This is a genomic window from Xanthomonas sp. 3307 (assembly GCF_014199735.1).
Lineage (GTDB): Bacteria > Pseudomonadota > Gammaproteobacteria > Xanthomonadales > Xanthomonadaceae > Xanthomonas_A > Xanthomonas_A rydalmerensis.
The window spans coordinates 62,872-87,708 of the sequence record NZ_JACHOG010000006.1; the positions used below are offsets into that span (position 1 = coordinate 62,872).

A 24,837-nucleotide genomic window follows, 5' to 3' on the forward strand; every position below is an offset into this window, starting at 1 on the left:
CCCTAATTTTCGACAGTTACATCAAATACACCATCACCATTTTTTATTTCATAAGCATGCCTAAATGATCCATCCGGATAATATACGAGATAGCGACCCGTAGCCATTTCAACATCCATAATGTAGTCCCCAATTACGACTTCTGTTTTTAGAGCACTAGAAATGCGAGAGGCGAACTCCCCAAGTGACTCACCGTACAAATCAACACAGGAGACGCCGTTAATTAAAGTTTTGTAACCGATGCTAGAATATATAATCTCAAGCCCAACTGAAATTTCCTGCTCCTCCAGGGAAAGAGAAAAAAAAGAATCATAATCGACCGTGGATTTTACGCTTCCGCCCATGCAGTCCAATACCACGGAGGCCACTTCCGTAAGATTAAATATTTCTCTTAGGGAAATTTCAAAAAGGGAAATACTCATTTCTTACTCCCAAATAATTCAACAAGCTTTTCTTCAGAAAATTCATCAACCCCCTTGTTCCCAGCTTTCAAAAGGGCCTCCAAACGCTTGAGTGCACTGTTTTGCAAGCCGCCGCTTTTTAGCATCTCTTTGTAAATTCCAAACTCTGCTTGCGATAATTGAATTAATCCGGGGCCGCTCTTAGGAAATACCGTTGAACTTCCCGGATGTGTTCCGTATACGCGCCCAGATGATGTTAAGACATCGCCATTTTCAAGCAACTTCGCTTTGCCTGCACTAATCTCATCAATGTCCATCTGAAGATTCACATCTCCTTTGGCAACAGTCTTAGGGACCGTACGATTTCCGCCGCCGAATCTAGTGTCCTCCGTTATCGTGTTAACACTGTGGGCATCTGAGACTTTAACCTGATTCGAGGGAATAAATTTTACGTCGGACTTTAAGGCCTGCGTGAGCAGTTCTTCACTCCCATAGATCTCTCCCGCAGGCCCCTGGATAACATTTTCACCATCGTTACTTACTAGCCGACGATATCCCTCTGGCAACCCACCTGTCTCATTTGCAGATGCTCCTCCCGACTTCAACCGGCTATAGCCAGGAGGCATCTCAGGGAAGCCCGCCAAGCCAGATGTATCGATTTCATTGCCTCTAGGCACATCAACCACACTGCTCGGGTTAGGTGCCTCTGGCTTCAACAACGGCACTTCAGTGAGTACATCCCCCGCGGTGCCAGTCGTTGCTGTCTCCTTCACCACCAACGGCAGCACCGAATCAGAAGCGCCCTTGGTTGAACTCAACGCTTCTTTGATGATGGTGACAGCCTTGCCGGCGACGATTCCCCCCAACTCACCGACCTTGGACAGCACCACGGCACCAGCGACCGCACTGAGAGCGCCCTTCGCATCGCCCGTCGCCAGCTTGTGTGTTACATCCGCGACGAACCCAACATCGCCAGTGAAGGTCGTCCCGATGGCCCATGCGTCTCGGTTCAAGACGCCATGGACATAGTCATCGGTCCAGCCAGCATCCGTGCGGTTCAGCGCCTGCAGCAAGTGGCGCTGGTCGTCCTGACTCGTTGCGGTGCGCAGCACTGCGCCGTACACCTGATCAAGCGCTGGTGTGCCGCGCAAGGCATCGGCGAACATCGAGTGATCGTTGTACTGAGCCCAGTCGGCAGAGAAATCCGTGTAGTCGGGTTTACTCTGCTTGAGCGCGTCCAGGAAGCTGAGCGCGTTTCCATCCTGGGCGACTAACCCGCCCATGCCGAGGATGTCGTTCCAACGGCTGTCCGTTTGACGCATGGCCTGAACGATCAGGCGCTGCCGTGCGGCTTCCACCTGCTCCGGCGTGCATGCTTGGCCGCACTCCGTAGCTGCGAAGTTGGCCGCGTTCGCATTGATCTTCTTCAGCTCGTCCGGATGCAGCTGCCGGTTGAAGTTCTCGCCATCCACAGCAACGCCGGCACCAGTCTCGCCACCGGCGACTCCGCCGACCAACGCGCTGACCAGGTTCTGCACAAGTTTCGATTCACCTTCGGTAAGAGGGCGCGCAAGTTCTGCGGCGCCAGCACCTAGCGCGCCTTGCATCGCGTTTCCGCCACCAAGGCTCGCAGCGACCGCACCCGCCACGGCGTGCATCAGCGTCTTGCCGGTTCCGCCGTCCTTCCAGAGATCGTTTTGCTCCTGATACGCCGCCATGGTGGCTTTGGCAGTGTCCAGGTTCTGCTGGATTAGGGCACGCTGCTCCGGAGTCAGATCGTCACGCTTCAATTGCCTTTCAGCGCCATCCGCAACGAGTGCGGCGTCCTTGTATTTGCTGGTCAGCGCATCTCCAATGGCTCCAACCGTGCGGAAGCCAACCTCCCCCGCGACCCTGGCCATCTCCATTTGATCTTTGACTTTACGTTCGTCGAAGATCTGCTTCAGACCCGACTGCTGCAGCTCAGTCGCGTTACGATCCAGGTTTGCGACCGCCGAGTCGTCTCCGTTGCGAACTTCGATCGTCCCTGCGGAGACGCTGCTCTTGGTGACGCTGGTAGTGTTGCCGTTCTGACCTCCAGCCAGACTCAGGGCGGCTCCAAGCGCTGCCTTCGTCGCACTGGACGCCATGTCCGAGCTAACACCGACGCTGCTGGCTTGGTACTCCGCCTTGTTCTGCACGTCCTGGACCGTCAGGCTATTGGTGGTCAGGCGGTTCTTCTCGGCATCGGCCGTGCTGGCGATGGCGCCGCCGATCAGGTGCGTGTCGCCGCCAACGGTAACGTCAAACCCACCGTTACCAGCCTGGATGCCGCTCTGCTCCTTGACGCTGGTGTAGCTGCTGTCGATCTTCTGCTGACTGTAATAGCCGCTGGCGTTGCCCCCGGTGCTATAGCCATAGACCAATTGCACACCGGCCTGCTGCTGCTTGCTCTTGTAGTCGTTGGTGTCCTGCTCGCTCTGAATCAGCAGGTCGCCACCGACCTTGGCCAGTACCTTGTCGCCGATCGCCTGTGCGCCTTTGATCGTTGTGTCGTTGCCACTGGCCAGGATCAGCGTGTCCTTGGCCGTGACCACACTTTCGGTATGCAGTTCGCTATTGCCCTTGGCACTGCCCTTGCCGGCGTATGCAGTCAGGTAGACGCCAGTGGTGGTGCCAACGCTCACACCGATCTCGCCGCCGGCGTTCTTGTTGCTCGACTTTTCGGTGTTGGTTTCCTGCTGGCTCAGCAGGTTGAGATTGTTGGCCGCGGCCAGCGCGACGTTCTGGCCGTCGATCTTGCTCCCGATCACGTTCAAGTCCCCACCGGTGGCGGCGATGGTGACGTTGCCGTCGCTCAGGATGCGGCTGCCGCCGGTGGTTTCCTCATGGGTCACGGTCTTGCTGGACGCGCTGCTGGCACCGATGCCGATGCGCAGACTGATACCGCCCATCTGTGCGCCTTGCGCGTCAGCGGCTTGGTAGGCATCGACGCTGTCCTTGACTGCGTAACCGGCCTTTGCCGCATACAGCGCCTGCAGCCGGCTGTCCTCGACTTCGCTGCCGCGCTTGGTGGCGCCATATGCCGCTTCGGCCGCCTGTACCACCGCGCCGGTCAGGCCCAGGGTAATCCCGGCACTCTGCTGCTTGGACGTCTGCACCGTGTCCACGCGGTTCTCGACCGCGGCGATGGTCACCTCCTTACCGACGATGGCGGTGCCGGTCTTGCTCAGCACGTCACTGCCGGTGATGCCCACGGCATTGCCGGCGGTGAGCGTGACCGACCCGTCGGTGCTGCCCACCAGGCTGCCGCTCTGGCTCACCTCGGTGGTGTCGAGCGTATTGGTTTGCTTGCTCGCGCCCAATGTGACGCTGAAGCCGCCGCCGCTGTACAGGCCGGTCTTCTTGACTTTCTTGTCGTGTTCCTCGCTATGCGTGTTCTGCGCCGTCTCCAGCGTCAGGTCGTTGCCCGCGGCCACCACCACGTTGCCGGTGCCGGCGACCTGCGCGCCTTGCGAGAGTAGGTCGTGGCCGGCGGCGATTTGCACGGTATCGCCGCTGAGGGTCGTCGCCACTGCGGTGCTGTCATGCCACTCGTCGTGCGTGGTCGTGGTCTTGCTGGACAGGAAGCCCTTTTTCTTCTTCTGCATGTCCTGCACGGCATCGTGCTGCTCTTGTGCGGCGAGCAGGTTGACGTCGTTGCCGGCGGACACGGCCAGCGCACCGGTCTCGGTGAACGCCTTGGCCGCGGTCAGGTTCACGTCGTGGCCGGACTGCAGGGCGATATCGCCGCCGGCGGTGAACTCGCTGCCGTGGACGGTCTCGTCGCGGGTGCTGGTGGTCTGCCTGAAGCGATTGCGCGTTTCTACGGTGTTGCTAGTATCGACCGTGGTCAGCGTGGTGCTATTGATGTCGTGGCCCGCAGCCACGACCAAGCCCTTGCCAGCGTCGAGCTTGGCGGCGGTCAGGTTGACGTCGTGGCCGGCGCTGAGCACCAGGTTACCGCCAGCGGTGAGCGCCTGCTGTTCCAGGTCCTGGGTAGTGGTGGCGGTGACGAGCTTGGTCTTGCCCTGTCGGGTCTCGTCGGTAACGGTATGGCTGTCGCCTAGCACCGAAGTCACGTCGAGGTTGTGGCCTGCTGCGGCGATCAGATCGCCGCCGGTCTTCACCTGCGCCTGGCGGATGGTGAGATCGTTGCCGGCGGCCAATTGCAGATTGCCACCGACAATGAGGCTGGACGTGTCACCGCCGCGCATCAGGCCGGACTCATCACGCAGTGCCGTGGGTTGCAGCAGCAGGTTGCTGCCTGCCTGCAACGCGGCATTGTTGCCGACCTGCAGGGTCGTGCCAGTGAGGCTGAGGTCACGACCGGCCTGCAGCAGCAGGTTGTTGCCGGCAGTGATGCCCGAACGCAGGTCGCCGCCAGCGAGGGCGTCGCGGGTGGTGCTGGTCAGGTCGCGACCGGCACTGAGCAGCACGTCGCGGCCGGCGATCTGGCCGCCGAGGTTGAGCAGGTCCTGATTGGCCTGCAACGCCACGGTGCCACTGGACACAATGCGGCCCTGGTTGAGCAGGTTGCCGACGTTGGCGCTGACGTTGGCGCCGCTGATGGTGCCGGTGTTGCTCAGGCCGGCCGTGGCGTTGAGCGAGACGTCGCCGTTGTCGCTGGCCAGCAGCGCGCCATCGCTGCGCAGGGTCAGCGCGGTCTTGGACGACAGGTAGACCACGGGCACCAGCACCTTCTGGCCCTGGTACTCCTGTTCGACCATCCACACGATGTCGTGGGTCAGCGCGGCGACCTGCGCGGCGGTCAGCGCCACGCCCACGCTCAGGTGCAGCGTGCCGGCCTCGGCCACGCCGCCATCGAGCAGGGCGCGGTACTGGGCCACGCCGTCGGCGTAGTTGCCAAGGTAGCGGCGGCCGGTGAGCTGGGTGATCTGGTCCAGCACCAGGCGCTGTTCGTAGAAACCATCGCCCAGGCGGGTCTGGGTCCACTGCGGATCAACGCCGAGCTTGTCCAGCAGGTAATCGCTGCTGATGAAGTTGTTGTAGTCGACGAAGCGCGGATCGGTCTCGATCAGGTAGCGGCGACCGGGGTTGCTGTTGTTGGCCTTGACCCCGCCCAGGCCGTTGGCGGCGCGGCCCAGCGCGTTGGGATTGGCGCCGTTGCTGCCGACCAGGCGGTACAGCCCGCCCATCGGCAGCACGATGTTGCCCAGCGGCGCGCCGACGCCACCGACCACCTGCGGGACCTGGCCGGTGCCTGGGTCGATCTGCTGGTACTGGCCAGGCACCGTTCCGCCGGTCAGTACCGCCTGCGCGCCGTTGGCCTGAACCTGGCTGCGGCTGCCATTGCCGGCGCCGCCGAGCTGGGCCTGCACGCCGTTGGCCTGGACATTGGAGGCATTGACGGCGCTGCTGCCGTTCAGTGCGGTCTGGACCCCATGCGCATGGACGTCGACCGCAGTCGCGTCGGTGGTGCCGACGAGGCTGCCGCGACCGTCATCGACACGGATCTGGCCGAATCCGGCGGCGGCAATGCGGTTGCCGACACTGGCGCCGCCCGTGGCGGCAGCGGTCTGCGCCTGCACGGCGATACCGCCAGCACCGTCGGCGCTCTTGGTGCCGTACCGGTTCAGGCCTCCGCCCTGGGTGGCGTTGAAGGAAGCGCCGCCGATGCTGCGGCCATCGCTGCCGACCGCGCCGTTGCTGATGGTGGCGCCGCTGATCGCCACGCCCTGCCCGCCGGTCATGTTGGCGGCGAGGGCGATGTAGCCACTATCCGATGTCCCGGAGTTGACTTCGTTTTCCTCGACACTGTAGGTACATCCCGTTCCTCGAATTCCTCGAGCACAGTCGCCATCATCCAAGACTGCGACGCGCTCGATATCGGTGTACTTGGTCTTCTGACTCAACGCGAGCGCGTTGTTCTGCACTACCTCCCGCCCATTGATGAGAGCGTCACTCAATCCATTGGTGCCAAAGCGATTAACCAACAGCTGACCGGCGGCTGCAATCGTGGACGCGTTGTTGTTCACGCTCCCAGAGATCGCGATGTTTCCCCCGGCAGCGATGCGCCCTTCCGCGCTGGCGGAAATGAGTTGGTCACGACTGATGACATCGTAGTATCGGGTCGTACCAAGGCTGACCCTGTCGCCGACGTTCGGGCCATTCTGTTCGGGCATCGGCTGGCCGACGTACAGCACTTCAGAAGGCGTCGTGGCGTTGATTGCCTCGCGCTCGGAGTCCGACAACGGCGTGGTTCTGGCATTGACCACGCGCCGCCGGTTATTGATCTGATTGGCTGCGATCAGGATGCTGCCATCGGCCTCGATGCTGCCGGACACGTTGTCCAGCGTGCCGGTGCGTGCGATGAGCGTGCCGCTGCTGTCGCGCGCGGCGCCGATGGCGATGTTGCCGAGGCTGAAGATCTTCGCGTCGCGGTTGACCAACTGGTCGCGCACCAGCAGGGTCATGCCGCTGGTGGCGCCGATCAGCGCGCTGCCGTAGGCGGCGTTGTCGGTGGCGCCGCCCAGATCGGCGCCGTTGATCAGGGTGCCGGTGTCCACCAGCACGTTGCCGCCGACCAGGCTGCCGGTGTTGCTCACCGACCCAGCAGTGACCTGCAGGTTGCCGCTGGCGGAAATGTCGCCGGCGTTGCCGACGCTGCCGCCGGTGTTCAACTGCACGTTGCCCGAGCGCATGCTGGCGCCGGCAAGGTTGCTGATGTTGCTGGCGTTGATGCCGAGGCTGCGCCCGGCCTGCAGCGCCGAGGCATTGACGAAGTTGCCGCCCACTGCCAGGCGGAAATCGCCGTTGCTGGTGATGTCGGCACCGGCGCGATGGGTGTAGTCGCTGCGGATGGTCAGGTCGAGCAGGTTCTGGCCGAGGATGCTGCCGCCGCCGTCGAAGCCGACAGTGTCGATGACCACGTCGCCCGCACCGCCGGCGCTGCTGCCGGCGCCGATCTGGCCGCCGCTGTTGCTCAGGTTCTGCAGGGCCAGGCGCACCGCCTGTTCGGCCTTGATCTTGCCGTTGCGGTTGTCGAGCGTGGCGCCGTTGCGTTGCAGCAGCATGCTGGCGCCGGCGTAGACGCTGCCGCCCTGGTTGTCGAGCGCGTTGGTGTTGGCGATCAGATCGCCGCCGGCCACCAGTTGCCCGCTGCCGTTGGCGATGCTGGCCGCGTCGAGCACCACACTGCCGCGCCCGCCCAGGCTGCCGCCGACATTGCGCAGGTCCCCACCGGTGGTGAGCCGGGTCAGGCCGCCGCCGTTGTTGACGATGCTGCCCTGGCTGTTGTCGATGCGGCCGCCGGACAGGGTCATGGCGTTGCCGCTGTCGAGCTGGCCGCCGCTGTTGAGCAGCGCACCATTGACGGCGACGGTGAGATCGCGCGCGGCGCCGATGCGGCCGCTCTGGTGGTTGTCGAGCTGGCCACGCGCGGTCAGTGCCAGGTCGCGGCCGGCCTGCAGGGTGCCGGCGCTGTTACTGACGTTCTCTGCGCCCAGGGTCAGATCGGTGCTGGCACCGATCACGCCGGAGTCGTTGTTCAACGTATGCGCCAGATCCACGCGCAGGTCGCCACCGGCACCGCCACTGCTCAGCGCCTGTATGGTGCCGCCGCGGTTTTCGAGGCTGTCGGCGCGCAGTACCAGGCTGCCGCCGGTGGCCTGCACTACGCCCAGGCGGTTGTCGAGCGCACCGCTGCCCAGTTGCAGGTTCAAGCCGCGCCCGGACACGCTGCCGCCGATGTTGCCCAGGCCGGCCGCGGTGACACTGGCATCGCCGGCCGCGGCGATGGCGCCGCCCTGGTTGTCGAGCGTGTTGCCGGCGCTGAGCTGCAGCTGGCCCTGGGTGAGGATGCGACCGCCGGCATTGCCGAGGGCACCAGCGCTGCTCACCGTGAGGGTGCCACTACCGGCGTGTTCGATGCGCCCTTGCGCGTTGTTGATCGACGCCGCGCCCAGTTGCAGGTCGCTGCCGTTGCTGACCAGGCGGCCGCTGCCGTTGTCGAACGCGCCGGTGACGGCGATGCGGGTGATGCCGGTGCCACTCTGCACCAGGCTGCCGCTGCCGTTGCGCAGCGTGCTCGCGCCCAGGTCCAGGCCCGCCGCCTGCAGCGTGCCGCCGGCGCCGTTGAGCGCGCTGTTGTCCAGCGCGCCACCGGCACGCACGGTGAGCTGGCCGCCGGCGAGCAGGTCGGCGCCGCGATGGTCCACGTCGCCGCTCGCGGTCAGCGCGGCGTTGCCGCCGACACGGGTGGTGCTGCCGGCCAGCGCGAGTTGCGTGGCGTCTGCGGTGAGATTACCGGCGGCGATCAGGCGGCCGCTGGCGCTGAGCGTGCCGTCGGCATGCAGGGTCAGCGCGCCGCTGTTGCCGAGGCTGCCGTCGCTGCGCACGCCAGACGCGGCCACGCCGCCGATGGCGACATCGCCGCCGCTCAGGCGCAGGTTGCCGCTGGACAGGGTCTGCCCGGCGTTGTCGATGCGCTGGCCCTGCAGCGCGATGTCGGCGCCGTTGACGGTGCCGTGCTGGAGCACGCCGGCGTCGCTGCCGAGCACGACCTGGTTGGCGCTGAGCGTGCCGGCCACGGTCAGGTCGCCGTGTGATTGCAGTTGCAGGGTGGTCGCGGCACTGAGCGCGCCGCTCTGGTTCAGTGCACCGCCGGCCTGCGCGCTGAACGCACCGGCAGACGCCAGGGTGCCGCCCAGAGTCAGATCGCCCTGGCTGACCAAGGCGACATCTCCGCTCTCGCTGCCGAGCTGGCCGCTGCTGGCGACGCTGGCGGCCTGCACGCGCAGGGCGTTGCCGCCGATCAGGTCGCCGCGGTTGTCGACCGCACCGTTGGCGGTGAGCGCCAGGCGCTGCACGCCGTAGCTGCGCCCGGTCTGCTGCAGCGAGCCCACGTCCAGTTGCAGGCGCTGGCGCGCACGCAGCGCGCCGGCGTTGCTGAGCAGGCCGCTGACGGTGAACGTGCCATTGCCCAGGGCGGCGAGCATGCCGCTGGCGCTGTTGGTAGCGCTGGCGGCGGTGAGGCTCAGATCGGTGCCGGCGACGACCTGGGCGGCGTTGTTGAGTGCGCCGGTGGCGCGCAGGTCGAGCGTCGAAGCGGACTGCACCAAGCCACCGAGGGCGAGGTCGCCCGTGCTGGTCATCGCCAGGGTGGTGCCAGCATCGGCGGTGCCCTGGCTGTCGATGGCCGCGCCGCTCAGACGCAGTGCGCCGGTGCTGTGCAGCACGCTCTGGCTGCCACTGCGCAGGGTGCCGCCGGCTTGCAGCGTGGCGTCCTGGCCGGCGCTGAGGCTGCCGTTCACTTGCAGGTCGCGCTGCGCCTGCGCCTGCAGTCCCTGCGTGGTGGCGAGCTGGCCGCCCAGGGTCAGGTCGCGGCCGGCGCGCAGGTCCAGCGCCTGCGCGCTGAGCGTGCCGGCCTGCAGCAGATCGCCCTGCGCTTGGGCGCTGAGCTGGGTGGCTGCGGCGACGGTGCCGCCCAACTGCAGGTCGCCCTGGCTGGTCAGCACCACCTGGCCGCTCTGGCTGCCGAGTTGGCCGGTGCTGGCGATGCGCGCGGCGTCGAGTTGCAGGTCGCGCTTGGCGATCAGGTCGCCCTGGCTGTCGACGGCGCCAGTGGCGTGCAGGGTCAGCGCGTCGCCGGCGTAGGCCTGGCCGCTGTGCTGCAGGTTGCCGACCTGCAAGGTCATGGCCTGGCCGGACTGCAGGGTGCCGGCATTGGCGAGGGTGCCGGCCGTGGTCAGGGCCAGCGCGCCGCGCGCGCCGAGGCTGGCGCCGGCGGCGTTGACGATGCTGGCAGCGGTGACGGTGAGATCGCGCCCGGCCAGCACCTGCGCGGCATTGGTCAGCTGGGTGCCGGCGGCGAGCGCGACATCGCGCCCCGCCTGGGCCACGCCGGCCAAGGCCAACGTGCCGTCGCTGCGCAGGCCCAGATCGGTGGCGGCGTCGAGCGTGCCGCGGCTGTCGATGCTGCCGCCTTGCAGGGTGATCGCGCCGGCCGTGCTCTGCAGCACGGCGGCGTTGCCGGTGGCCACGCTGGCACCTTGCAACTGCAGGTCGCCGACGGTCAGGGCCTGGCCATCGACGCTCAGGGCGCGCTGCGCCTGCAGCGTCGTCGTGGAGCCGCTTTGCAACGCACCGGCAATGCCGACGTCGCGCCCGGTCAGGGCGACGGCCCCGGCCTTGGCGACGCCATCCAGCCGCAGATCGCCTAGCGCGGTGGCGCTCAACGCCTGTGCAGCGACGATGCTGCCGCCCAACTGCAGGTCGCCCTGGCTGGTCAGCGCCACCTGGCCGCTCTGGCTGCCGAGTTGGCCGGTGCTGGCGATGCGCGCGGCGTCGAGTTGCAGGTCGCGCTTGGCGATCAGGTCGCCCTGGCTGTCGACGGCGCCGGTGGCGTGCAGGGTCAGCGCGTCGCCGGCGTAGGCCTGGCCGCTGTGCTGCAGGTTGCCGACCTGCAGGGTCATGGTCTGGCCGGACTGCAGGGTGCCGGCATTGGCGAGGGTGCCGGCCGTGGTCAGGGCCAGCGCGCCGCGCGCGCCGAGGCTGGCGCCGGTGGCGTTGGCGATGCCGGCAGCGGTGACGGTGAGATCGCGCCCGGCCAGCACCTGCGCGGCATTGCTCAGCTGGGTGCCGGCGGTGAGCACGACATCGCGCCCGGCCTGGGCCACGCCGGCGACGGCCAGCGTGCCGTCGCTGCGCAGGCCCAGATCGGTGGCGGCGTCGAGCGTGCCGCGGCTGTCGATGCTGCCGCCCTGCAGGGTGATCGCGCCGGCCGTGCTCTGCAGCACGGCGGCGTTGCCGGTGGCCACGCTGGCGCCCTGCAACTGCAGGCCGCCCGCGGTCAGGGCTTGGCCATCGACGCTCAGGGCGCGCTGCGCCTGCAGCGTCGCGTTGGTCGCGCTCTGCAACCCACCGGCGAGGCCGACATCGCGCCCGCTCAGGGCGATCGCGCGCGCCTTTGCCACGCCGTCCAGGCGCAGGTCGCCCTGCGCGGTGGCGCTGAGCGCCTGCGCGGCGATCACGCTGCCGCCCAGTTGCAGGTCGCCCTGGCTGGTGAGCGTGACCTGGCCGTTCTGGCTGCCGAGTTGGCCGCTGTTGCTGAGGCTGCCCACGTCCACCAACAGATCGCCGCTGGCGATCACGTTGCCGCGGTTGTCCACCGCGCCGCTGCTGCGCAGGGTCAATGCCTGGCCGGTGGAGAGTGTGCCGCTGTGCTGCAGGCTGCCGGCCTGCAGTTGCAGCGATTGTTCGCCGCGCAGCAGGCCGGCGTTGTCGAGCAGTCCATCGACGTGCAGGTCCAGTCCGCGACCGGCGGCCAGCGTGCCGGCGGCGCGGTTGACCGCACTCGCCGCCTGCAGCTGCAGATCGCGCCCGGCCACAACCCGGGCGCTGTTGTCGAACGCACCCGCAGCCGTCAGCAGCACGTCGCCACCGCCCTGGGCGATGCCGGCCAGGTGCAGCACGTCCTGGCTATGCAGGGTCAGGTCGGTGCCGGCGTCGAGCGCACCTTGGCTGTCGATGCTGCCGCCATCCACAGCGATGTCCGCCACGCTCTGCAACACCGCGGCGCTGCCAGTGCCGACGCTGGCACCCCGCAGGTGCACGCTGCCGCCAGCCAGTGCCTGCCCGTCCAGTTGCAGCGCGCGTTGCGCCTGCGCCTGCAGGGTGCTGGCGCTCTGCGTGGTGCCGACGAGATTCAGGTCGCGCCCGGCATCCAACTGCACGGACTGCGCCTTGCTGGTGCCGCCGTGCAGCAGATCGCCCGCCGCCTGCAGGTGCAGCGCGGTACCGGCGACCTGGGTGCCGGCGAGTTGCAGATCGCCGGCGCTGGTCACGCTCAGTTGGCCGTCCTGACTGCCGAGCTGGCCGCTGCTGGCGACGCTGCCGGCGGTGATCGCCACATCGTGCTTGCCGATCAGATCGCCGGTGTTGCCGAGTGCGGTCGCCGCCTGCACGGTCAACGTGTCGCCGGCGTAGGTACGGCCACTCTGTTGCAGGCTGCCAACGCGCAAGCTCGCGGTCTGGCCGGCCTGCACCAGGCCGGCATTGTCGAAGTTGCCTTGCACGGTGGCGTCGAGTGTCGTCTGTGCGAGCAACTGGCCTTGCGCCTGGTTGCTGGCACTGGCGGCGGTGAGCTGCAGTGCGCGGCCGGCGAACACCTTGGACTGGTTGTCGAGGTTGCCGTCGGCCAGCACCGCAACGTCGCGCCCGGCCTGGGCGATGCCGGCCAGGTGGATGTCGCCCGTACTGTGCAGCCGCAGATCGGTGCCCGCGTCCAGCGCGCCCTGGCTATCCAGCGCCGCCGTCTCCACCTGCAGGGCGGTTGCGCTCTGCAGAATTGCGCCGGTGCCGAGTGCAACGCTGGCGGCATTGACGCCGATCGCGCCGTTCGCGCTGGCCTGGCCGTCCACGCGCAGCGCGCGTTGCGCCTGCAGTTGCAGGGTGTCGGTGCTCTGCACGGTGCCGGCCACGCCCAGGTCGCCCGCGGCAGCGAGCTGCACGCCGGCCGCACGTAGGCTGCCGCGCTGCTGCAGATCGCCCAGCGCCTGCGCGTTCAAGGCACCGGCGGCCGCGACCACGCCATCGAGTTGCACGTCGCCGCGGCTGTTCAGCACGACCTGGCCGTGCTGGCTGCCGAGCTGGCCGCTGCTGGCGAGACTGCCGGCGTCGATCTGCACATCGCTACCGCCGACCAGATCGCCCTGGTTGGCGACGGCGCCATCGACGGTCAGGGTCAGCGTGGTGCCGGCATTGGCCGAGCCGGTCTGCGCGAGGCTGCCGGCGCGTAGGCTGAGCCCGCCACCGGCGTACAGGTGGCCGTCGTTGGACAGCGCGCTGGCGCTGCTCAGGCTGGCGTCGCCCAGGGCCGACAGACTGGCGCCGGCAGCGTTGCTGAGACTGCCGGCGCTGGCGCTGAGTGCGCCGCCAGCCACGACCTGGGCCTGGTTCTGCAGCACCCCGGCACCGGTCAGGGTGAGGTCGCTACGCGACTGCGCGGTGCCGGCCAGCGACAGGTCGCCGGCGCTGCGCAGCGCCAGGGTCGTGCCGGCATCCAGCACGCCGGCCTGGGCGATGCTGGCGCCGTCCAGTGCCAGTGCGCCGCCGGTCTGCACCTGTCCGCTCTGCAGCAACGCGCCCTGCGCGTGCAGCGTGGCGTTGCCGCCGGCGGCCAAGGTGGCGCTGCTGCGCAACTGGCCGTCGGCGCTCAACTGCAGGTCGCCATCGGTGCGGATCACGCCGTCCAGCGCGGCGTCGCCGGTGGTCTGCAGCTGCGCGCTGCCCGCGCGCAAGGTGCCCGATTGCAGCAAGATGCCGCCGGCCTGCGCGGTCAGCGCGCCTTTCGCCGCCACCTGCCCGGCCAGGGCCAGGTCGCCGCGGCTGCGCAAGGCGACGTCGCCACCCTGGCTGCCGAGTTCGCCGCTGCTGAGCAGTTGCGCCGCGTCCACGCTCAGCGCCGCGCCGGCAACCAGGCTGCCGCTGTTGCTCAGCGCCGCAGTCGTGGCGAGCGTCGCGTTGCGGCCGGCGTAGCTGCCGCCGCTGTTGCCGACGCTGGCCGCGTCGATGCGCAGATCGCGTCCGGCATACAGCGTGCCGGCGTTGTCGAGCGTGCCTGGCGTTGCCAACGCAATGTCGCCGCCGGCCGAGACCACCGCACCGGCCGCATTGCCGATCGCCGCCGCGCCCAGGTCCAGGCGCCCGCCGGCGCTGAGCTGACCGAGCGTGTCCAGGCGTCCGCCGGCCTGCACGCTGGCGTCCTGCCAGGATTGCGCCAACCCGGACAGGCGCATCTCGGCATCGCTGCGCAAGTTGAGGCCCGCACCGGCGTCGAGCGCGCCGGCGGCATCGATCCGCGCCGCCTGCACCGCGAGGCGACCGGCGCTCTGCACGGTACCGCCGCGCTGCAGCCAGGCCGCTCCGGCCTGCAGTTGCGCCGCGCCGCCAGCATAGGCGCTGCCGCTGCTGCGCAACTCGCCACTGGCGCTCAGCGACAGATCGCCGCCGCTGTAGAGGCTGCCGCCGGCGTCCAGTTCCGAACCGAACAGGGTGATGGCACCGGCGCTGCTGCGCCCACTGTGCGCCAGCGCGCCACTGGCGGCCGCATCGAGCAGGCCATGGGCGATGGTGTCGCCACTCATCGTCAGTTGCGCGGCGCGCAGGCGCACGCCGGCCTGCTGCGAGCCGAGCACGCCCTGCTGGCTCAGCGCACCCGCCGCGTGCAGCTCGACATCGTCGCGTGCCACCGCAGTGCCGGTGAGGCTGAGCTGCCCGGCGCTGTCGATCTGCAGGCTGCCGCTCTGCGCGGACAGGGTGCCGCGGCTGACCACGCCCACACCGGCCTCGGTGGCGATCAGGCGGATGCGGTCGGCATACATGCCGCCCAGGTACGCCACATCGATGCCGATCGCCGGCGGTGCGCCGTCGCTGCCCGGCAGCACCTCCAGCAACATGCCGTCGTAGCCGATGCGCTGCGCACCGGCGCTGGCCAGCAGGTCCTTGGCCCACACCGAACCATTCACGCTCAACTGCCGCGACAGCAGGTCCAGGCGATCGACGTTGTAGGCGTCCAGGCCGTTGCTGCCGACGCTCAGCGCGCCGCCGGTGATGGAGAAGCCGTTCAGGGCGCCATCGGCGCCGAGCAGCGGGACGCCGGTGGCCAGGGTGACGCGCGAGGTGTTGAGGAAGCCGCAGCCGTCGCAGACGATGCCGTTGGGATTGGCGATCACCAACTGCGCCTTGGCCCCGGCGATTTCGGTATAGCCCTGCAGGCGGCTGGTCGTGGAGGTGACTTCGTTGAGGATCAGCGTGGCCGCGCCGCTGTTCTTCAGGTTGTCGTTGCCGGCGATGTAGCCGCCGAGCTCGGTCTTGGAGATCTGCGCGCTGTTGTTGAGGATCAGGCCGTTGCTGCCGACGTCGAAGCGCGAATAGCGATTGTGCGAGACGCCACGCGCGTTGGGAGCGACGATGTCCACCACCGGCACGCCGTTGGCCGCGGCCTGCTGCCCGGGCTGGCGCCCGTCCGGATTGGCGACCGGCGCGACTTGCGCGTACAGCGGCAGCGAGGTCCAGGTGACGGTGCAGCACAGCAGGGCGGCGAGGCCGCGCTTGAGCGGCTCGAGCAGGCGGTGGCGGCGGTCGGTACGGTCCATGTGCATCGTCGTCTCTCTCGTGCCGCCCAAGGCGGCAAATCCATTGCGTTGCCTGCCGCCAATGGCGGCAGTGATGTCAGAACTGGTAGATCAGGCGCACGCCATAGGCCGGCTGCGCGCTGTGCAAGTCGCGCGGCGCGTGCAGGTCCCAGCCGGCGAAGCCATCCCAGCTGAGCCCGCCGCGCGCACCGCGCACGCCGACGAAGCCGCCGACCAGGCTGCGCCCGGCCTGCGCCGACGCGCTCGGCCCGGCGATGCGGCCGGCATCCACGCCCAGGTATGGGGTGATGCCCAGGCGTTGCACCGGCAGGTTGAGGGTGTTGCGCCAGTACGCGCCGCGTTCGGCGCCCAGGGTGCGTTCGCCGTCGAAGCCGCGCACGCTGTAGCGCCCGCCCAGGGTGATGAATTCCGACCCCAGCAGCAGCTGCGGTGAGGTCTGCGCATGCAGACTGCTGTCCCAGCTCAGCGCCACCGGGCCCAGCGCGAACGGCAGGCCGGCGCTGACGTCGAGCGTGGTGACGCCGTAGCGGTAGCCGGGGAAGCCCACCGCCGGGTCGTAGCCGGTCCACTGCCCGTCGAACCACGGGGTGCCGCGGCGGTGACCCAGGCGCGTGTCCAGCTGCAGCTTGCCCAGGTAGTGGCGATGACTGAGGTAGAACTCGGCGCTGGTGGTGTGGCGGCGCTGGATGCCGATCTCCACCCCGTCCAGGTAGCTGTGGGCTGCGCGCTTGGCCACCACCATGCCGAGCGTGGTCTTGCTGGTGCCGGTGCGGTGGATCACCCGCTGCAGATCCAACTGCGCGCTGTTCGAGCTGCCGCTGGACTGGAAGCTCTGGCGGAAGCCGTCCACCTGCTGGTGGTAGCGGTAGGACGACAGCGACAGCGAGGCCGTCCACCAGCCCCACGGCACGCTATAGGACAGGCTGTTGCCGCGCGTGCCGCGGGCGGCGCCGTCGTCGACGAGGTCGTGGTTGTAGCCGATCGAGAGCAGGTCGTTGATGCCCAGCGGCGCATCCAGGGCAAAGTCGATGCCACCCTGGTAGCGGCCGGTCGCCTGCACGCCCGAGTCGTCGGCGTTGAGCACCGCGCGCCAGCGCTTGCTGCGCTGCACGGTGATCAGCAGGTCCGACTCGCCCGGCTGCTCGCCCGGGGCGATGTCGATCTTGGCGTCCTGCGAGGGCACCCGCTTGAACTGCTCCACGCCCTGCTCGATCGCGCGCAGGTCGAGCACGTCGCCCGGGCGCAGCGGCAGCGCACCGCGCCAGAACACGCGGCCGTCCGCCGACTGCACGCGCACCTGGCGCAGGCGCCCGGGCAACAGTTCGAAGCGCAGTTCACCGCTGGACAGGTCCTGCGCCGGCACGCCGAGGCGGGTGGTGACGAAGCCGCGCGCGACCAGTTGGTCCAGCGCGCGGCGTCGGATCAGGTCGATGCCGGCCGTGCCGATGCAGCGGCCCTCGTAGCGGCGCAGCGACTGCCACAGCCAGGAAAAACGTGCCGCGTCGGGGCCGCCGCCACCGAGGCGGATGCGCCGGATCGGAAAGCACAGCGCTTCGGTCGGCAAGGCGGTGCTGCGCATGTCCGCCGGCGCTTCGGCCTCGCGCGGACCCACGAACGGCGCCTGCCGGTCCTGTTCCTGCTGCCGCTGCACCTGCTCGGCCTGGCGCAACTGTTCCTGGCGGTCGAGCGTGGTGGGTTCCTGCGCGTGCGCCGACCGCGCAGCCGCCAGCGCGCACACGGCCAGTACGACGAGAGAAGCTCCTTTTCTCCAACTATCCACTGCAACGTCCCCTGTGACGCTTCCGGCGGTTGCCTGCATATGCAGGCGCGATCGCGCTGCAGCGCGCGAGGCGCCGCATCTTGCGGTTTTCCGTACGGAGAAGTGTGGTGCAAATCACAGCGAAGCGGCATCCGGACGCTCCTGACGTGCTGTCAGGAAATTCCCTGCAAAACAAACATTTACGTGAGTTTCGTCACCTTCTGAAAAGACGTTCGTCACATCTGGCCGCGATCCGCAGCCGCTGCCACACTCACGGCCCACCACCTCGCGGGCGTCGCATGCTGCCGCTCACCCTCCTGCTGGCCCTGGCCTCGCCTGCCGCCCTCGGTACCGCACCGGCCCACACCGCCGCGGCGCCAACGCCGACGGAATGCCCCGCTGCGCCGGGCGCCGTGAGCGATGCCGACGTCTGCGATCCACGCCGCGGCATGCTGCAACTGGCCTATCGCGCCGGTCGCGTCGTGCTGCAGGTGCCGGGACACGCGCCGACCGTGCTGGAGACCATCCCGCGCGCCTACGCACCGGAACGGATCGGCACCGAGCGCGCCATCCGCCTGTGGCCGACCCGGTTGCAGCCGTATCTGGCGCGCGACCGCCTGCTGTACCTGTCCGTGCGCCGGTCTTCGCCCGGGGACGGACACGGCTACTGCGGCGCCGGTGCGGAGATGGCGCTGACCGTGGTCGGCCTGCACGGCACGCCCACGATCCTGGCACGCGTGCCGGTGTCCAGTTGCCTGGACAACATCGATCTGGACGCGCCCGACCTCGATGACCTGACGCCCTACACCGTGCGCGATGGCCGCCTGCGCATCCGCTTCAGCACCTATGCCGGCCACGACAGCGACGCCCCCGTCGAGGCGGTGCTCGCCCCGGATCTGCGCGCACTGACGTTCGTGCCCTGAGCATGGCGGCCCGCCTGCGTTGCGCCGCACCTGTCATCGCAACCGGCTAAAATCCGCGGTTCATTTGCCTAGGTTCCTGCGCCCGATGACTCCGATCGCCCGCACCGCACTGGCCTGCGCCGTGCTCGCCCTGTCCGCCTGCAAGCCGCAGACGCAGGTCGCCGACCCGGCCGCCAAGCCGGCCGCCACTGCATCCGCTGACGCGTCTGCCGCCGCGCCGGGCGCCGCCGACGACAACCTCAACGCGGTGCTGTGGATGCAGCGCTCGGCCGAGTACCAGGCCCTGACCGAGCAGACCTATCGCGCCGCCGCCGACCGCCTGGATGCAGCGCTGAAGGAACCGAACTGGGACGCGCTGGTACCGGAGGAGCGCGGCAACGCCGCCGCCGGGCTGAAGCCGGCGGTGGTGATGGACGTGGACGAAACCGTGCTGGACAACTCGCCGTACCAGGCGCGGCTGATCCGCAACGGCAAGGAGTACGACGAGGTCAGCTGGGACCAGTGGGTGGCCGAGAAGAAGGCCAAGCCGATTCCGGGCGTGGTCAATTTCGCCAAGGCCGCCGACGCCAAGGGCATCACCGTGCTGTACGTGACCAACCGCGCCGTGCACCTGACCGACGCGACCCTCGCCAACCTGCGCAGCGCCGGTCTGCCGGTGGCCGACAACAGCGTACTGCTGGGCCTGGGCACGGTGGTCAAGGATTGCGAGCAGAACGGCTCGGAGAAGAACTGCCGGCGCAAGCTGGTCGGCCAGCAGTACCGCGTGCTGATGCAGTTCGGCGACCAGCTCGGCGATTTCGCCCAGGTGGTGTCCAATACTCCGGAAGGCCGCGCGCAGTTGCTGCAGCAGTACCACGACTGGTTCGGCGAGCGCTGGTGGATGCTGCCCAACCCCAGCTACGGTTCCTGGGAGCCGGCGCTGTTCAACAACGACTTCACCCAGTCGCGGGCGGCGCGCCACCAGGCCAAGGTGCAGGCGCTGGAGCTGGCGCAGTGAGCCGTGCGCCGCTGCCGCTGGCGCCGCACGAGCGCCTGATCTTCGCCCTCGACGTGCCCGGGCGCAGCGAGGCGCTGGAGTGGATCGAGCGGCTCGGCGATGCGGTGGCGTTCTACAAGATCGGCATGGAACTGCTGGCCTCGGGCGAGTACTTCGACGTGCTGGACACGCTGGCCGGACGCGGCAAGCGCGTGTTCGTGGACCTGAAGTTCTTCGACATCCCGGCCACCGTGGGCGGGGTGATCCGACGACTGTCGCAGTGGCCGGTGGACTACTGCACCATCCACGGCTGGCACCCGCCGATGATGCAGGCCGCGGCCGAGGCCAACGGCAGCGACATGCGCCTGCTGGCGGTGACCGTGCTGACCTCGATGGGCCGCGCCGACCTGGCGTCGATGGGCATCGACCGCGCGCCGGAAGACGTGGTGGTGGAACGCGCGCTGGCCGCGCAGGCCGCGGGCATCGACGGCGTGATCGCCTCCGGCCAGGAAGCGGCGCCGATCCGCCGCGCCACCGGCGCCGGTTTCTCCATCGTCTGCCCGGGCATCCGCCCCGGCGGCCCGGTCGGCGACGACCAGCAGCGCACGGTGGGCGTGGCCCAGGCCTTTGCCGACGGCGCCGATGCGATCGTGGTCGGCCGGCCGATTCGCCAGGCCAGCGACCCGCGCGCCGCGGCGGAGGCCATCCAGCGGGAGATTGCGTCGACGCTGGCCAGCAACACCGATTTCAAATCAATAACTTAGCTGACGAATCCTAAAGTATTGCTTTAGCTTCGGCATGCCGGTAGCATGCCCAGCGTCCGGCTCTGCCGGAGATGTGCCATACCGTTCTCCGGCTTCGGTCGGATTTGAAGAGGCCCGCGCCTGGTGCGCGTGGCCTCTTTTTTTGTGCCCGTGTGGCGTGGGCGGTGCTTACGCAGCCTTGGCCGCGCAGTAGCGGTCGATGAAGGCCTGGTGCGGCGGCATCGCGTCGGCGCAATGGCCGATGGTCTGCTCGACGCTGGCCATGAAACGCTCCAGGTCGGCCTGCGGCACCTGGTCCACCAGCGGATGATAGGCGCGCGGCAGGATGCCCTGCCCGACCATCACCTGCACCCAGCTGATCTCGGCAAACATCTCATCGCCGTTGCGGTAGAAACGGCCGCTGTCGCGGAACAGGTCCAGCGTCTCCTGCAGCTCCGGGGTGATCGGCATGCTGCGGCAGTGCCGCCAGAACGCGCTGTCGTCGCGCTCGGTGGCGTGGTAGTGCAGCAGCAGGAAGTCGCGGATGCGGTCAAACTCGAAGGCGATGCGCTCGTTGTAGCGCCGCACCAGCACCGGGCTGATGCCTTCGCGCGGGAACAGTTCCAGCAGCTTGGAGATGCCGGACTGGATCAGGTGGATGCTGGTCGATTCCAGTGGTTCCATGAAGCCGCTGGCCAGGCCCAGCGCGATCACGTTGCGGTTCCACACCTGCTTGCGGCGGCCGGTGACGAAGCGCAGCGGTCGCGGATCGGCCAGGGCCGGGCCGTCGAGGTTGGCCAGCAGCGTGGCCGCTGCCTCGTCGTCGCTGATGTGCGAACTGCAGTAGACGTAGCCGTTGCCGGTGCGGTGCTGCAGCGGGATGCGCCACTGCCAGCCGGCCGCGCGCGCGGTGGCGCGGGTGTAGGGCGTGGGCGGGCCGACCTTGGCGCAGGGCACCGCCAGCGCGCGGTCGCAGGGCAGCCAATGGCTGAAATCGTGGTAGCCGGTGTGCAGCGCCTGCTCGATCAGCAGGCCGCGGAAGCCGGAGCAATCGATGAACAGGTCGCCGGCGATCGCCTCACCCGAGGCCAGGCGCACCGCGCTCACGTCGCCCGATTCCGGATGCAGCAGCACCTCCTCGACGATGCCCTCGCGCCGGGTCACCCCGCGCTGCTCGGCGTAGCGGCGCAGGAAACGCGCATACAGCGCCGCATCGAAATGGTAGGCGTAGGCGATGTTGGCCAACGGCGAATTCGGCGGCACGTCGGTGGCCGAGGTCATGAACCGGTCGCGCTTGGCGGCGACGGTGTTGAGCGTGTAGGCGCCCAGCGGCCTGGCCTTGCCGGCAAGCGCCTGCTTGAACCAGTACTGCTGGAACGGCAGCAGCCCGAGCGGATGCCCGATCTCGGTGCCGAAGCCATGCACGTAGGAGGTACCCGGGCGCTGCCAGTCGGCGAATTCGATGCCGAGCTTGAAGCTGCCCTGGGTGTGGCGCACGAACTCGGCCTCGTTGATGCCGAGCAGGTTGTTGAAGGCCTTGATGTGCGGCACGGTGGCCTCGCCGACGCCGACGATGCCGATCTGCTCGGATTCGATCAAGGTGATGCGGTAGTCCGGACCCAGCACACGCGCCAGCGCGGCAGCGGCCATCCAGCCGGCGGTACCGCCGCCGACGATGACCAGGTTGCGAAGAGGGGCGGCGATCATGCGTGCGTGGTCCTGTACCGAGGAAAGGGGCGACCGCAAACGCGGACGGGGCCACCTGGCCCCGTCCGTTGAAACCCCACGCGCGCCGGTCGGGCACGCGCGTGGGTCATGCCGTGGATCAGAACTTGGCGCCGATCTCGAAGGTCACGGTGCGCGGCACGTAGTTGATGTCGCCGGTGGTGTTCAAGCCGACATAGCTCGTATCCAGGCGTCCGCCGGTACCGAAGTAATTGCCGGTGCCGTCGGGACCGCCGTAGATGTAGCTCGAGTAGTTCTTGAAGTTGAACGCGTTGAGCAGGTTCACGCGCGCCGTCAACTTGAAGTCGTTGTACACGGTGAAGTCCTTCGTCGCCTGGAAGTCGACCGTACGGTAGCCCCAGATCTTGCCGCCGACCAGGAACTTGCCGCTGCCAGGAGGCACGAAGCCGATCTGCTGGCAGGTCGCCCCATCGGGATCGGTCTTGCCGTAGCACGCAATGGTGTTGACCGGCTCGGGCGTGGCCAGTACCAGCTTGGCGCCGAAGGTCAGGCCCCACGGACCGTCGATCGAGCCGGAGGCGACGAAGCGATGCGCCGACACCGCATCGGACTTCACGAACGGATAGTCGTGGATGGTCGCCTTGTCGAACGAGTACGGCTCGTCGATGTTGCGGTTCTGACGCGCGCTGGTGTGGGTGTAGGACAGGGTCAGGCCCCAGCCCGATTCCTTGGTGTACGGCTTGTCGGCCGACAGCAGCACCTGGCTGCTGCGCTGCTCGAGGCCATTCATGCCCAGGATCGTGTTCTGGTACCCCGGCACCGGCTGACCCCACGGCGCGTTGCCGTCCTGGAAGTACGCGCCATTCGGGTAGCGGTTGATCAGCGACATGGCGAAACCGTCATAGCTGAGGATGCGCTGGAAGGTCACGTCGGTCTGCCAGTCGCCAACCTGATTGGTGATGCCGATGCTGTACTGATCGCTGTACGGTGTCTTCAGGTGGTTATTGAACATGAACAGCTCAGCGCTGCCGCTGACGCCGGGGATGGTGTTCAACTGATCCACGCCATTGAGGTAGCGCGGATCCCACGCGGTGCAGACGCGGTCGCTGCGGTAGCACTGGCCGGTGGCCGGGTTCTGGAAGTACACCGCGACCGGCGACAGCGCAGCCTTGCTGGTTTCCAGCGCCAGCTGCTCGAACAGATTGCGATCGTAGGAGCGGCCAGCACCACCGTGCAGCACCGAGCGCTCGTCGCCGAAGAAGTCGTAGGAGAAGCCGAGGCGCGGCGCCCAGCCATCCTTGAAGTTCTTACGGTTGCGACCGGTGCTGATGTAGTCGGCGGCGTTGATGCCGCTGGGCAACAGGCGGTTGGCCCAGGGCTGGCCCGGGTTGGCCGGATCATTGGAGTACAGCGCGTTGACGAAGGCCTGCGATGTGACGAAGTCGGTATAGGCCGGGCTGTCCTCGTAGTCCCAGCGCACGCCGACGTTGATCATCAGCTTGTCGGTCGCCGCCCAGTCGTCCTGAATGTAGATGCCGTATTGCTTGGAGGGCGACTCCACCGTGGCCTTCTGGCCCGGCGTGTTGTACGGCGCGACGTAGTCCACGCGGTACGGTGTCGCCGCCACGCCGTTGTTGTTGACCGCATAGCTGAACTGCGGGTTGAGCGCTGCCGCGTCCTGCGAGGTCAGCTTGATGTCCTTGTAGCTGACGCCCATCTTGATGGTGTGCTCGCCGTGCCACTGGAAGCTGGTGAAGGTCAGGTCGTTCTGCAGGAACCAGCCCTTCTGACTCTTGCGCTGCACGTTCAGGCCGCCGGCGGAGCCGGTTTCCAGGAAGGTGTACTCATCCACGTCCGTAGTGGAGCCAAGGCGCGGAGCCAGGTACTTGTAGACGATACCGTTGCCGATGCTCTTCGGATTCGGATTGTTTTCCGAGTCCTCGGTGCCGACGATCAACTCGTTGAACCAGTTGTCGGCGCTGTGCTGCCAACGGATGTTGGCGCGCTTGTCCTTGTTGATCTTGTCGGTGCCGTGATCCGGCGCACTGGTGCCGCCGACATTGCCGGTCTGGGTCTCGTCGCGGTACTGGCCGCTCAGTTCGATGCGGTCGCGATCGGTCGGCTCGAAATCGATCTTGCCGAAGTACAGATCCTCGCTGAACGGCATGTTGGCTGCACCGAACTGATTGGAGATGTTCGACGGCAGCAGGCCGATGTAAGGCTGCGCGTTGGCGTCGGCCTGCACGCTCTTGGGCACCACGTTCTCCTTGCCTTCGTAGGCAACGAAGAAGTGCATGCGGTCCTGGATGATCGGGCCGCCCAGGGCGAAGCCGTATTCCTTGGTCTGCGAATCGATCTTGCCGTTCTTTTCCTCGTCAGGACGCTTGTCGCGCAGATCCTGGTCGGTGTAACGGTAGAAGGCCTCGCCGTGGAACTCGTTGGTGCCCGACTTGGTGGCTGCAGTAATAGCCGCGCCGCTGATCTGGCCGTACTCCGCCTTGTAGTTGGAGGTGATGACCTTGTACTCGCCGATCGCCAGCTGCGGGAACGGGTTGCCCTGGGTGTCGCTCTGGCCGGCGATGCCGCCGCCCTTGACGTAGCTCTTCTGGCCAACGCCGTCGATGTACAGGTTGCCGGCGCTGGCGTTGGACGCACCGCCGCGCAGCTTGGTGTTTCCGTTGCCATCGACCTGGAACACCATGCCCGGCACGGTGTCGGCGAACTCCAGGAAGTTGCGGGTGGCCTGCGGCAGCTGCTGGATCTGGTGCAGCGACACCACGTTGCCCACTTCCGAGGTCTTGACGTCCTTCAGCAGCGGCGCGCTGACGGTGACGGTATCCAGCGTGGTCGCGTTGCCGCCGGCGGCGGTGGTACCGGCGTCGAGATCGACGGTGGACGAGGACGCCACCTGCAGGGTCACCGTCTTGGTGACGCCATTGGCCTCGACCTTGTAGGTGCCCGGCTGCAGGCCGACCACGGTATAGCTGCCATTGGCGGCGACCGGCGCGCGGCGCACCGAGCCGGTGGCGATGTTGGTGACGGTGACTTCGGTGCCGGCCTGGGCGGCGGCGACCTGACCGCGCAGGGTCGCGTTGCTGGACTGGGCCATCGCCGGCATCGTGGCGAACAGGCAGGTGGCCAGCGCGCAGCACAGCAGGCTGCGTGCGGGCAGGTTGGAAGCGGAACGCGGTTTCTTCATGACAGAAGCCCTC

At 67.7% G+C, this 24,837-nt stretch carries 8 protein-coding genes; 3 read left to right on the forward strand and 5 right to left on the reverse strand.

The annotated features are described in order from the left end of the window. Window positions 1-2 precede the first annotated feature (2 nt). From GGR64_RS14895 to GGR64_RS14905, 3 genes are all read right to left on the reverse strand, one after another. Window positions 3-422 (reverse strand): hypothetical protein, encoded by a 420-nt coding sequence (locus tag GGR64_RS14895; protein ID WP_184646808.1) that lies wholly within the window; start codon window positions 420-422, stop codon window positions 3-5. Then, window positions 419-15,538: a hemagglutinin repeat-containing protein gene (locus GGR64_RS14900; RefSeq protein WP_184646810.1), complete on the reverse strand. Its 15,120-nt coding sequence runs from the start codon at window positions 15,536-15,538 to the stop codon at window positions 419-421. The genes GGR64_RS14895 and GGR64_RS14900 overlap by 4 nt, the downstream gene beginning before the upstream one ends. A 76-nt stretch (window positions 15,539-15,614) precedes the next feature. Beyond that, window positions 15,615-17,318 carry a ShlB/FhaC/HecB family hemolysin secretion/activation protein gene (locus GGR64_RS14905; RefSeq protein ID WP_326520346.1) on the reverse strand — a complete coding sequence of 568 codons (1,704 nt, stop codon included), beginning with the start codon at window positions 17,316-17,318 and terminating at the stop codon, window positions 15,615-15,617. 278 nt (window positions 17,319-17,596) lie between these two features. Here GGR64_RS14905 and GGR64_RS14910 point away from each other — a divergent pair, with 278 nt between their 5' ends. The 3 genes from GGR64_RS14910 (at window position 17,597) to pyrF (ending at window position 19,960) form a co-directional block, all read left to right on the forward strand. Beyond that, window positions 17,597-18,220 (forward strand): hypothetical protein, encoded by a 624-nt coding sequence (locus tag GGR64_RS14910; RefSeq protein WP_184646813.1) that lies wholly within the window; start codon window positions 17,597-17,599, stop codon window positions 18,218-18,220. An 85-nt stretch (window positions 18,221-18,305) separates the two neighbouring features. After that, window positions 18,306-19,217: a 5'-nucleotidase, lipoprotein e(P4) family gene (locus GGR64_RS14915; RefSeq protein WP_184646816.1), complete on the forward strand. Its 912-nt coding sequence runs from the start codon at window positions 18,306-18,308 to the stop codon at window positions 19,215-19,217. Further along, a complete protein-coding gene (gene pyrF, locus GGR64_RS14920; RefSeq protein WP_184646818.1) occupies window positions 19,214-19,960 on the forward strand; it encodes an orotidine-5'-phosphate decarboxylase in 747 nt (248 codons plus the stop codon). Before GGR64_RS14915 ends, pyrF begins: the two co-directional genes overlap by 4 nt. 168 nt (window positions 19,961-20,128) lie before the next feature. Here pyrF and GGR64_RS14925 read toward each other — a convergent pair whose 3' ends face one another. Then, window positions 20,129-21,646, reverse strand: a complete 1,518-nt coding sequence (locus tag GGR64_RS14925; protein ID WP_184646820.1) for a tryptophan halogenase family protein — start codon at window positions 21,644-21,646, stop codon at window positions 20,129-20,131. Window positions 21,647-21,764: 118 nt separating this feature from the next. Beyond that, window positions 21,765-24,824: a TonB-dependent receptor gene (locus GGR64_RS14930; RefSeq protein ID WP_184646822.1), complete on the reverse strand. Its 3,060-nt coding sequence runs from the start codon at window positions 24,822-24,824 to the stop codon at window positions 21,765-21,767. Between the last annotated feature and the right edge of the window lie 13 nt (window positions 24,825-24,837).